Source organism: Roseovarius sp. M141, assembly GCF_024355225.1.
Classification (GTDB): domain Bacteria; phylum Pseudomonadota; class Alphaproteobacteria; order Rhodobacterales; family Rhodobacteraceae; genus Roseovarius.
Map to the genome: position 1 here is coordinate 40,832 of NZ_VCNH01000005.1, position 11,120 is coordinate 51,951.

11 protein-coding genes are annotated in these 11,120 nt (G+C 62.4%); 9 read left to right on the top strand and 2 right to left on the bottom strand.

Features of this window, described 5'->3' with window-relative positions; genetic code table 11:
• The first annotated feature begins 71 nt into the window (after positions 1-71).
• Positions 72-695, top strand: coding sequence for an isochorismate family cysteine hydrolase YcaC (ycaC, locus tag FGD77_RS03380; RefSeq protein ID WP_255006381.1), 624 nt, complete (start codon positions 72-74; stop codon positions 693-695).
• A gap of 90 nt (positions 696-785) precedes the next feature.
• Positions 786-1,400: a glutathione S-transferase family protein gene (locus FGD77_RS03385; protein WP_255006383.1), complete on the top strand. Its 615-nt coding sequence runs from the start codon at positions 786-788 to the stop codon at positions 1,398-1,400.
• 130 nt (positions 1,401-1,530) lie between these two features.
• On the opposite strand, the gene FGD77_RS03390 is transcribed toward FGD77_RS03385, so the two are convergent.
• Positions 1,531-2,448 carry a LysR family transcriptional regulator gene (locus FGD77_RS03390; RefSeq protein WP_255006385.1) on the bottom strand — a complete coding sequence of 306 codons (918 nt, stop codon included), beginning with the start codon at positions 2,446-2,448 and terminating at the stop codon, positions 1,531-1,533.
• A 71-nt stretch (positions 2,449-2,519) separates the two neighbouring features.
• Here FGD77_RS03390 and FGD77_RS03395 point away from each other — a divergent pair, with 71 nt between their 5' ends.
• Positions 2,520-3,446 (top strand): DMT family transporter, encoded by a 927-nt coding sequence (locus FGD77_RS03395; protein ID WP_255006387.1) that lies wholly within the window; start codon positions 2,520-2,522, stop codon positions 3,444-3,446.
• 256 nt (positions 3,447-3,702) lie between these two features.
• Entirely contained in the window at positions 3,703-3,993 is a 291-nt protein-coding gene (locus tag FGD77_RS03400) for a hypothetical protein (protein ID WP_255006389.1), read from the top strand.
• A gap of 51 nt (positions 3,994-4,044) precedes the next feature.
• Here the strand turns inward: FGD77_RS03400 and FGD77_RS03405 are convergent, their stop codons facing one another.
• Positions 4,045-4,854: an aspartyl/asparaginyl beta-hydroxylase domain-containing protein gene (locus tag FGD77_RS03405; RefSeq protein ID WP_255006391.1), complete on the bottom strand. Its 810-nt coding sequence runs from the start codon at positions 4,852-4,854 to the stop codon at positions 4,045-4,047.
• A gap of 387 nt (positions 4,855-5,241) precedes the next feature.
• Between FGD77_RS03405 and FGD77_RS03410 the strand changes: the two genes are divergently transcribed.
• From FGD77_RS03410 to FGD77_RS03430, 5 genes are all read left to right on the top strand, one after another.
• On the top strand, positions 5,242-5,880 hold the full coding sequence (locus tag FGD77_RS03410) for a hypothetical protein (RefSeq protein ID WP_255006394.1): 639 nt from the start codon (positions 5,242-5,244) through the stop codon (positions 5,878-5,880).
• 9 nt (positions 5,881-5,889) lie between these two features.
• On the top strand, positions 5,890-6,552 hold the full coding sequence (locus FGD77_RS03415) for a hypothetical protein (protein WP_255006396.1): 663 nt from the start codon (positions 5,890-5,892) through the stop codon (positions 6,550-6,552).
• A 42-nt stretch (positions 6,553-6,594) separates the two neighbouring features.
• A complete protein-coding gene (locus tag FGD77_RS03420; RefSeq protein ID WP_255006398.1) occupies positions 6,595-7,332 on the top strand; it encodes a hypothetical protein in 738 nt (245 codons plus the stop codon).
• 135 nt (positions 7,333-7,467) lie between these two features.
• Positions 7,468-10,038 (top strand): lipase family protein, encoded by a 2,571-nt coding sequence (locus FGD77_RS03425; RefSeq protein WP_255006399.1) that lies wholly within the window; start codon positions 7,468-7,470, stop codon positions 10,036-10,038.
• A 2-nt stretch (positions 10,039-10,040) separates the two neighbouring features.
• Positions 10,041-11,114 carry a hypothetical protein gene (locus FGD77_RS03430; protein WP_255006472.1) on the top strand — a complete coding sequence of 358 codons (1,074 nt, stop codon included), beginning with the start codon at positions 10,041-10,043 and terminating at the stop codon, positions 11,112-11,114.
• Positions 11,115-11,120: the final 6 nt, after the last annotated feature.

Genomic DNA, 11,120 nt, shown 5'->3' on the forward strand with positions numbered 1-11,120 from the left:
CCTACCTGCGGGTGCGGCGGCCCGGTCACTGTCACGACGTTCGGTTCACCATAAAAGCAAGGAAACAGACGATGACACAGAAATATACCCGCCTCGACAAAGACAATGCCGCAGTTCTGATGGTGGACCATCAGGCAGGCCTGCTGTCTCTGGTGCGCGACATCGACCCGGACAAGTTCAAGAACAATGTGCTGGCGCTGGCCAACATGGCGAAGTATTTCGAGCTGCCGACGATCCTGACCACCAGTTTCGAGGACGGCCCGAACGGCCCCCTGGTCCCGGAACTGAAGGAAATCTTCCCGGATGCGCCCTATATCGCGCGGCCCGGCCAGATCAACGCGTGGGACAACGAGGATTTCGTCCAGGCGGTCAAGGCGACAGGCAAGAAGCAGTTGATCGTCGCAGGCGTCGTCACCGAGGTCTGCGTGTCCTTTCCGGTGCTGTCGGCCATCGAAGAAGGGTTCGACGTGTTCGTGATCAGCGATGCCTCGGGCACCTTCAATCCGATCACCCGCGATGCGGCCTGGGACCGGATGTCGTCAGCGGGGGCGCAGCTGACCTCGTGGTTCGGCGCGGCGTGCGAGCTTCACCGTGATTGGCGCAACGATGTCGACGGTCTGGGCGCGTTGTTCTCGAACCACATTCCCGATTACCGCAATCTGATCACCAGCTATTCCGCCACCAAACAAGGCTGAGCGACAGGCCCTGCCCCGCAAAGGCGGGGCAAGGCCGCCATACCCGTCGCGCAATCTATTGTTCGCAAATCTCACGTAAAGGGAGACGTCATGACCACTCTTTTCTACGCGCCGGGGGCCTGTTCACTGGCCCCGCATATCGTTCTGGAATGGATCGGTGCGCCTTACGAGTCGGTGAAGGTCGGCTTTGGTTCCAAAGAACTGCTGGCCGTCAATCCGGCTGGATCGGTTCCGACGCTGCGCGAGGAGGACGGCTGGCTGCTGAACCAATGCGGGGCCATCCTCGACTATCTGGCGGGCAAACACCCCGAGGCCGGGCTGTCGGGCGGCGACAGTCTGCGCGAGAAGGCCGAAGCGCATCGCTGGTCCGCGTTTTTCACCAGTGACATGCATGCCGCATTCTGGCCGATATTCCTGCCGCAGCGGTACACGACCGATGCCGGCGATGAGGCAAAGCAAGCGGTGATCGAGGCCGGACATGCGCTGGTAAGAAAGCAGCTCGGCCTGCTTGACGCCCATCTGAACGGGCAGAAGTGGATTCTGGGGCAGCGTTCGGTGATCGACGCCTATGCCTTTCCGATGATCCGCTGGGCCATCAGGATGGTGCCGAACGGACTGGCGGGCCACGCCAACGTGCAGGCATTGCACGACAGGCTCGCGGCCGACAAAGATGTGCAAAAGATACTGGACCGCGAGGCGTCGTGATACCCGAATGCACCCATGGCCTGCCGCCCGCCACCGGGTCACTGGCGGCAGGTTTCGGCAAACCCCGTGATGAATGCGGCCCGCCGTGACGGCGGGGGGGTGTGGCGAAGGTATGCGCGGTGCGGGCTGATCATTCGGCGGCGAAATGCGCGCGGGTTTGCACTTCTGCCGCAATCAGCGCGACGAAACTTCGCGCCAGATCGCTCCCGTCGTCAGCCACGCGGATATGGGTCACGGGCAATCGTGGCAGATCATGGTGAGCCGGGACTTCGACCAGATCACGGCTCAGCAGCGACCGCGGAAGCGCCGCTACGGCCAGATCGGCCCGCAGGGCAGCCACCTGTCCCATCGACGTATCGCTTGAATAGGCGATCCGGTACTGTCGGGCCGCCGTCTGCAACGCACCCAGCGCCGCATCACGCCACGCGCATCCGACCTCGGCCACGGCAAGAGGAAGCGGTTCTGTCCGAACCGCGCGCCCGCCGTCCAGCATCATCCATTTGAGCGGCTCCGAAAAAAGATCGCGGGCTTGGATTGCTGATGGCCCCACATCGTTGAACAGGATCAGACTGGCAGATCCATCCGTGATGCTTTTCAAAACGGCCTCGCTTGTGCCCAGCCGGACATCTACACGAACGCCCGGATGAATCCGGGCCAGACGCCGCAACACGTCCGGCACAAGAGACACCCCAAGATCGTGCGGCGCGAACAAACGCAGCCGCCCCGCCAGCGCGGAGCGCTGAAACAGGGCCAGCGTTTCGTCGTTGATCCCCAAAAGCTTGCGGGCCTGCCCCAGCAGGGTTTCGCCGCATTCTGTCAGATCCACATGCCGCGCATCCCGGTGCAGCAACCGCGCCCCCAGCAGGTCCTCCAGCCTGGCAATCTGAAGACTGACCGCCGAAGGGGATTTGTGAACCCGCGCGGCTGCGCGGCGAAACGAACCGGTTTCGCAGATGGCAACGAAACTTCGCAATCCATCCAGATTCAATGTCCGGTTTGCCGTTTCGGCGTCATCCATGGCATTCAACGATGAGATATCCTGAACCATACCGTCAGTTCATATCGTTTTTCTAAACCATTCGCAAAGCCTATTCTGATCCAGAATGGAAAGGACGGCGCATGTCGATCATACCGCGCAACACGCTATTGGGGATCTGCTGGGCTGTCATCGCGATTGCTGTCTGGTCGGGGTCGCTGGTGATGCTGCGGCTGGGTGTGACGACAGGCCTGAATGCCTATGACCTGACGGCATTGCGGTTCGGCGTGGCCGCTGTGATCCTTGCACCGGTTGCCCTGCGCCGGGGCAGCGGGACAAATCGCCTGAAACCTGGTGGTCTTATCGCGATGGTTGTCGCGTTCGGCGCCCCCTACATACTGCTTGTTTCGCTCGCGATGACAACCGCGCCCGCGTCGGTGGCCGGGGCGCTCAATCCGGGGACCATGGCCGTATTTTCGGTGCTGCTGGGGCGGGCGGTACTGGGTGACAGGATCGGGGCCGCGCGCGGTTTCGGGCTGCTGCTGACCGTGGCCGGGATCGTCCTTTTTACGCGGGCAGGTGGCCCCGTCGTGGCCGGTCATCTGATCTTGATCGGGACGGGCATCATGTGGGCGGTATATGGTCTGATCGTCAGGCATGCCGCAGTTCCGGCCTTGAATGCGACTGCGATCGTTGCCGTGGGATCGGCGGTTTTCTACCTTCCGGTTTATCTGGTGGTCCTGCCCAAGCAGGTTCTTGCGGCACCGCTGTGGGATGTGTTGATGCAAGCCGGGTTTCAGGGCGTCCTTGTCAGTGTCCTTGCGATCTATGCCTTCAACCGATCGGCGGAACTGCTGGGGCCGGTCGCAGGGGCGACAATGCCTGCGCTCATTCCGGTGGTCACGCTTGGCCTTGGGTTTGGTGTGCTCGGGGAGATCGCCGAACCCGGCCAGATCGGCTCGGCTGTGCTGGTCACACTGGGGCTGGTGTTGATCCTTGTTGGGAAACCCGTGATGCGCTGGCTTCAAATCCGGTTTCAACGGGGGGTCATCAGAACTCCGCGCGCTTGAACAACATCAGAACCAGTTTTTCTTATGGTTTTCCCACCCTGCCGGGACGTGGGTGATTTAACTATTCGAAGGGTATTGGGGAAATCCTGCCCTTGCCTGATTCTGCTCAGGGGTGATTTGTAATCCAGTTAGAAAACTTTCAGAATTCCAAGTAAAGCACTCCACAGGTTGAAAACTCGATCCTTTTGCGCAACACGTAATGCGTGTATCATAGCTGGACTGATTTGACCTTTATGTTATTAAAAAGGAGTTCAACATGCCTCCCCCAGAATTAGAGACGGACGTGACCCAAAAGCAGGTCGACGCTGCCGTGAACATAGACGATTTTGAAGGCGCCGTTCCCGGCAAGAAGAAATGGCACAATGGTCTTTTTGAACCTTGGGCGATGGAATTTGGATATAAGGACGGGATGCCGGTCTATGGGGAGTGTGTCGTGGGAGAAGAATCCCACCACATCTATTGGTTGAATGATAAACATCAGGCGCCGATCATCCTCAAGAAGGGCCAGACGCCCGCGGATTACGGTATCACGCCCGACCCCGAATAAACGCCGACATGGTCCGCCGACGGGCCAAAGCGTTTTGCGAAAAGTTGCGCGTCAGGTTTTTCGCGGAACGCTTTGGGGTTTTGGCATCTGGTCCGGCGGTGGCAGCAAGGCGTCCATGGTTTTGACGACGCGCGCCGCGTAATGCCTTTTGGCCATCATTTCCATCAATCGGGCGATGGCGGTCAAGGCAAAGGGCATCGGGCGCCGGATGTCGACCATCAGGATCACGCGTATTTGCGGGCTGTCATTGATGACCTCGTGATCCCAGGAATCATCAAACAGGACGCTCTCTCCCTCAACCCACGTATAATGCTGGTCTTTCAGGCGGATGTAGGGTGGCATTTCGGTCGGAACCATCAGGGCCAGATGGTAGCGCAGATAGGACCGCGACGGGCCGACATGGGCGGTGACATTCTTGCCCGGCTCCAGGATCGAGAACATCGCCTGATACAATCCGGGGATTTCGCGCACCAGTTTCAGGGTTTCCGGTGCCAGCGCCGGGGCCGCCCTGGGGGCTAGGCCAAAGCTGGTCAGCATGAAAATACTCCAGCGTTTGTCCCGTTGCAGCCGCCCTGACGAGTGGATCACATCGGTGTCGATGGCGTGATATGACGGCAGCCGCCCATAGGCCGCCAGGACATTGCGCGCCTCCGTTTTGATTACCTCGAAGTTCTGCTCAAGGGTGCGCAGCTCGGGGCGGGTTTCGTCGATATCGTGAAAAATCAACCGCCTGTCACCACCGGCATGCAGATCAAATATCGGGTTGAGCCACCCCGATAGGTTGTAGAGCGATAGCGACCTCCTCCACTTTCGCAGCGTCGGGGCGACCCCCCCGAGATTGCGTTTTTTATTGGCCAACATACTATTTTCTTTCATATAATTATTGCGTTTTTGGCGCCGTATGTCCCGGTATCGCCCGGCAAAACCGAAAGCCACGTATCCATCGTGCTGGTTTTACTTACAAAAAGATAGCGGATGTCAAAAATATCTACCTGTGATTGCTAAAAGGGTTCACAGATGGGGTGCTTGTCGCTACGCTGATTCTCAGACTCACCCTACAGGGGATTACAGGGTGAGGTTTTTATAAGATTCTTGTTTCAATATTACCAAAGCCCCGTAGTAACGAATATTCTGCGCAACAACAGTTACCGCTGTTGTAACCTTACCGAGTAAAAATAGAATAATTCATATCTAAACTGTGCCTTTCGGCGCGCGGTTAAGTGCGCCCAAATTAAAAGGGAGATCGCCGTGACTCTTGAGTCATATTCAGATGAGCATAAGAATATTCTTGCCAGAGCTGTCAAATCCGTCGGCATGGCTATCAGCGATCTTGAGGGACGGTCTTATGGACCCAAATCCCACAAAGGGGCGATGGTGGTTTCTGCCGATCCGGGGCAGGACAATCTGGACTCCAAGCTGGTAGAGGTGAATTCCATTGCCGAACTCAAGGCGATCGGCGGCATTGCGGACAGCCATTTCAAGACGGCCGGCGACAAACACATCAATTACCCCGAGGCCCAGCTGAAAACGGATGTCCCCGAGGCGATAGGCCGGGCGCGCGCCGATAGTTGCGCCCTGGAAAGCCTGATCCACCCCGACGACGAGGCGACGATCAATCAGGCCATGATGGCCTATGTGCATGGCGACAGTTCCAAGGTCAAAGGCTTTGAGGATGTGATCAATGCGCTCAAGTTTCCGACCCAGATCCTTGTGACCGTGGGCGAGGACATCACGGTGACCAAGGACAATCCGCTGATCATCGGTCAGGACAGCCCCCATGTCGACGGCGGCAAGGCGGTATTCGGCACCGTGACCGTCGAAGAAGGTGGCCAGATCCAGATTTTGATCCCGGTGACGTTCGAAGCCGCTCAAATGATCATGAAGTGAGGGTTTGAGATGGCAACCGTACCCAACGTATCCGTCGTGGCCACCAACGGCACCGCTGGCACTCCTGGCACCGATGCAGGCGGCGGCAAAGACGGCAACAATGCGACCGCCGGCGTTTGCAGCGGCAAGAATAACGCCACCTGCTCCACGGCGCCGACGCCCGCTGTCAAGGGCGGAACCGGTCCGAACGGGGGCGACGGATCAGCGGGCGGCGATGGCACCTGCCCGGCGTCCCTGGTGTTCAAGGTCGGGGACATATCCGGTGAATTTCTGGTCGAGGTCGTCAACGGCAATGGCGGCAAGGGCGGCAATGGCGGCGCGGGTGGCGCGGGCGGCGACGGCGGTAAGGGCTGTGATGTCGTCGGGTGTTGTACCAGCAAATACGGATCAAAGATGTCCGCAGGCGCAACCGGCGACGGCGGCAATGGCGGAGACGCCAAAAATGGCGGTGCCGGGGCGCCCTTTGGCACCGCGATCACCATTCTTTACAAGACCATCGCCGCGGGCACGACCTACAAACTTGATGCCTCCAGCTTCGGGGCGGGCGGCGCTGCCGGCGCTGGCGGGGCGTCGGGCGGCACCGGCGGCAATCCCGGTAAAAATGGCAATACCGGCCCATCCACACCGCCAAATCAGGGTCCGACCCTGGTGATGCAACAAGATGCCAGCTGACGGCCCGGTCATGGCGCCACGACGATTTCGGAAGGATGTAACGTGAAACAAAGTGATGCACAGATTCTGATCTCTGCCCCGGACGGCAACATCGGCAAGCCCGGCAAGACTGGCGCCAACGGGGCGCTTGGGCATGATGGCGACGACGGTAGCTGCCACTACACAAGTGGCTGGCGCAAAAAGCTGGTCTGCGACTGCGGAACGGATGGAATCGATGGCACTCCGGCCAGTCGGGGCGGAAATGGCGGGAACGGGGCGAATGGGTCCGCGGCCCCCGTCTTTAACCTGTTCTATCACAACCTGACGGGATCATTGCTGATCTGGTCCCAAGGCGGGGCCGGCGGTGACGGCGGCGTGGGCGGCACAGGGGGCGCGGGCGGCGGCGGCGGCAACGGCGGCACCAACGAGGCGGCCTGTACCGACAACGTAGACCAGGTGCCACAATGTGACCTGACGCGCGGCGGCAACGGCGGCGATGGCGGCGATGGTGGTCCGGGCGGCAATGCCGGCTCGGGCGGCAGCGGCGGCACCGTGACCGTCTATTATTACGCCGACGCCCCCGGCAATGTGAGCGGCCAGACACCCGGCGGCGCTGCCGGACACGGCGGCGGCTCGGGCGAAGGCGGCATCGGCGGTCCGGGCGGCGCCAATGAGAGCGCCGCCGAAGGCGACGATCCGACATACGCCCCTGCCGGCACGAACGGCGGCAGCGGCAGCATTGGCCAGAATGGCAACACAGGGCCAAACGGCAGCATGATCTACAAGCACGTCACAGCTTAGACCGCGCGCCGAAACACACGGGACTATTGTCCGCACAGGTCCAAACCTGCCGCCGCTTCGCCGTGACATCACGGCGAAGGGCATGGCCGGGTTCGGCGTATTCTTTGAGCGTATTCATAGGGGAAGATATCCGACATGGGCAGCGTGATCACCTATTCCCCGCAAACGGCCTCGGCGCTGCTGGACCTGATCGATGTGGCCGGCGGGGATCTGACCAACGTCCGGCTGCCCAATATCGCCCCGACCAATCTGAACGCGGTTACGGTGTTTGACTCGCCGGGGTTGCAGACGGGCGGCGGTCAGGGGGTTCTGGCCGCGGGAACGCTGGCCGGTATTGACGACCCGGTCGCGGTTCTGGCCATTTCGGTGAATTGGGCGGGGTTCAACACGTTCTTTTTGCAAAACTACCTGACAACCGGAGATTCCCCGCCCGCCTCGTTGCAGTTGCAAACGCAATTGATCAGCGGCAAGAAACTGGCGCAGGTCGCGCTGGGATATGCGCTGATGTTCTCCAATCTGCGCCGCAAGGTCTGGACGGCGCTGGATGATCTGGACCGGGTGCCGGGGTTTGACCAATCCTATCCGCTGATCGTCGTCGGGATGGGGCCATCGGCGCCGGTGGCCCAGATGATCGCCGCCGAGTTGCGGCCCGGCCAGGAAAACCCGAACGGCCCCCAAGGCGCCAAAAGCAAGGCCACCGCCGTCAGCAGCTATGCGTTTTCCAGCGCGCATTATGGCAACGACAATTACGCCGCCGGTCTGGCCAAGGCGGTGCCCGCGACCTTTGTGGCCAATCTGAATGATCTGGATTTCTACCCCTCTGCCCTGGGGGCGCCCGCAGATTGGGTGGCCAGCGGCGTGGCGCAGGCGATTTCGGCCAAGGTTCCCGCGACGGATGCGCCGTGGCTGGAACGTACCCCGGCGTTTTACCAGACGGCCTATGGCCGCGCCGCCCCTGCGTTGCCCGATGGCGGGTCGCTGGCGCCGCCCCTGCCCGCTGGGTTTGAATCCGATCTGGCCTATACGCTGTCGACGCTGGGCCTGATCGCCTATGCCCGCTTTCAGCATCCCAACCTCGGGGTCAGTCCACCGCTGCCGGGGGGCTATGCCCTGATCGCGGATGTCAAAGTGAACAACGTCCTTTGGGGCACGGTCTTTGGGACGCTGGGCAAGGTGGTCGTCGCCCTGCGCGGCCCCTGCACATGGGTTGAATCGCTGGCGTTCAATCAACAGGGCGCGCTGATGCCGTTTCCCGGCGATGGCATGGGGCGGGTGCTGACCGGATTGGCGGGGTTCTATCAGGATCTGCACGCCGCGCTGGCCACGACCTTGGCGGGTATTGCGAACATCGCCCAGAGCGAGCTGTATTTCACCGGCCATGATTTCGGCGGTTCGCTTGCGACGATGATCGGCTATGCGCAAACGAAAACGCCAACCGGCGGCGTGCCCGTGACCAGTGCGATCTACGGCTTTGGAACGAACCGCTTTTGCGATCAGGTGTTCGCCTCGACCCTCGCGACCGAGCTGTCGGGCAAAAGTTTTCAGATCATCCGCCCGACGGATGTGATCGCCCGGAATGCGGGGCTGAACCTGCTGGCGGCGCCGCCGGTTCAGGTGTCGCTGTCGGGCGGCAGCGCGGCGGCGGCGGGCAGCACGACGGGGCATACGCTGGCGCTGTATAACGCGCTGCTGAACCCGCGTGCGATGATGGCCCCAGGGCCAGCCGCTGGCGCTGGCGATGCCCCCAACGCGCTGGAATTGGCGCTGTTACCCGCCCGGGCGGACCCGCCACAGGACGTCGCGGGCGCCGCCCCGCTGAGCGCGATGATGGCAAGGATGACGGCCTTTTACGGGATTGCCCCGGCCCATCTGGGCGGCGCCGCGCTGGACACGGCCGATCACAACGGCTGGCTCACATTGACGGGCAGTCCGACCGCGTCTCATCACGCCCCCGCGCAGGTCTGCGTAAAAGGGCCAGCCACCTATGCAGCGGGGTCGATCCGTATCCGGTCAGGTCAGAACATGGTGATCACCAGCCCGGACGATCGCCCGGTGCGGGTTCTGGCGTCGTCCATACATATCGAAAAGGGCGGCAAGCTGACCGTCTCGACCAATGCCGAGATTATCGCCGACACGCTGTCATCCGACGCGGGCGCGGTTCCGACAATCTCGGTGGTGGGCACCGACGGCGTGAATGGCACGCCGGGCCTCAACGGTCCTGCCGGAAGCCCGGGAATGCCGCCGTCGGGGGGACATGCAGGATCGCCCGGTGCGTCCGGCGGGTATGGCAGCGATGGGGGGGCGGGTACAAAAGGCAGTTGCCCCAGCCATCTGACGTTCAAGATCGGGGAAATCACGTCTGACTTTATTGTCGAATATATCAACGGAAACGGTGGAACGGGCGGCAATGGCGGCAATGGCGGCGCCGGAGGCACCGGCGCGCCGGACGGCGATGGCGGGCGCGGTGGCAATGGTGGAAATGGCGGAAACGGGGCGATGCCGGGACCGCAGGTTATGATCTTCTATAAGACCAAGGCCCCCGACGCGACCTTCACCCTGAAGCTGCTGGGCGGGCGCGGCGGCGATCCGGGCCAGGGCGGCGTCGGTGGCCCCGGCGGCGCGACCGGCGCAGGCGGCGCCCCCGGCAGCTTTGGCGCCCACGGATCACCGGCCACCGTGACCATGCAACAAGATCCGGACCTATAGAAATGGCCAGCACCGGGACACAGCGCAAGCGACCCTCGGCCTGGCCCCGCCCGGACCGGGATCAGGGCTGCGATCCCTTCGATCTGCCTTTGCCGCGCTATTCGGGGCCGCAATGCAGCGGCCATCAGGAAATGCCCACCGATGCGCGCGCGCACATGGACCGCGTGCTGACCTTCCTCGACATTGCGCCCGATAGGGTGCGCTGGCGGTGGCTGGATTCCAAGCGGCACGGCCAGGATCTGCGCCTGTCATGGATCGCCGCGCGGTCGTATCACGACCCGGTGCAGACGTGGAAACACCTGCGCGTGCGCCATGTCTACGATCACATCATTCTGCGCGAAGGCGCCCGGCTGGAGCTGGAAACGCCTTTTGGCGACCCGCTGGAGGTGTACCTGCACAAGCTGACGATGATGGAAGGGTCGCAGATCACCATCACGGGCGGCGCGTGCAGCCTGACAATCGGGCAATGGGTCGGCACCCGCGACGCGGGGGGGGATCTGCCGACCATCCTGCTGACCAGTCAGGACGGGCGCGACGGCAGCATCGGCAACGCGGGCGAGGATGGCCAGCACGGCAGCCGCGACCATCCGACGGGCGGGAATGCGAGCTACGGCGCCCATGGCGGGCAGGGGCTGTCGGCGGCGCCGCTGCATGATTGCGCGGTGGCCGTGCATACGATGACCGGGCATGGCTGCCTGAGGGTGCAGCCCGGGCGCGGCGGGGCCGGCGGGGGCGGGCAACCGGGTGGTTGCGGCGGGCACGGTGGCACGATCGCCTTTTTCCAGATGGGCGTCGGCGGCGATGGCGGGCATGGCGGCGACGGTGGACCGGGTGGCGGCGGCGCCACGACTGGCCAGCTGAGGCTGGATTTCCGCAACCGCCAACCCGGCAGCGACGTGGTGTTTGACATACAGCCCGGCCTCGGTGGCCCCGGCGGCGCCGCAGGACCGGGCGGCGCTGGCGGCATCGGCACACCGGACGGACAGCCCGGGCAGAACGGGCGCCCGGGCGATCCCGGCGCGACCTCCCCCCCTCCCACGATTCACTGGGTCAACAAATGGGGAGAGATCACATGACTCCCC

Excerpts from the sequence above, each read along its gene's own strand:
- ycaC (WP_255006381.1), top strand. The coding sequence starts at position 72 with ATGACACAGAAATATACCCGCCTCGACAAAGACAATGCCGCAGTTCTG.
- FGD77_RS03385 (WP_255006383.1), top strand. The coding sequence starts at position 786 with ATGACCACTCTTTTCTACGCGCCGGGGGCCTGTTCACTGGCCCCGCAT.
- FGD77_RS03390 (WP_255006385.1), bottom strand. The coding sequence starts at position 2,448 with ATGGTTCAGGATATCTCATCGTTGAATGCCATGGATGACGCCGAAACG.
- FGD77_RS03395 (WP_255006387.1), top strand. The coding sequence starts at position 2,520 with ATGTCGATCATACCGCGCAACACGCTATTGGGGATCTGCTGGGCTGTC.
- FGD77_RS03400 (WP_255006389.1), top strand. The coding sequence starts at position 3,703 with ATGCCTCCCCCAGAATTAGAGACGGACGTGACCCAAAAGCAGGTCGAC.
- FGD77_RS03405 (WP_255006391.1), bottom strand. The coding sequence starts at position 4,854 with ATGTTGGCCAATAAAAAACGCAATCTCGGGGGGGTCGCCCCGACGCTG.
- FGD77_RS03415 (WP_255006396.1), top strand. The coding sequence starts at position 5,890 with ATGGCAACCGTACCCAACGTATCCGTCGTGGCCACCAACGGCACCGCT.
- FGD77_RS03425 (WP_255006399.1), top strand. The coding sequence starts at position 7,468 with ATGGGCAGCGTGATCACCTATTCCCCGCAAACGGCCTCGGCGCTGCTG.
- FGD77_RS03430 (WP_255006472.1), top strand. The coding sequence starts at position 10,041 with ATGGCCAGCACCGGGACACAGCGCAAGCGACCCTCGGCCTGGCCCCGC.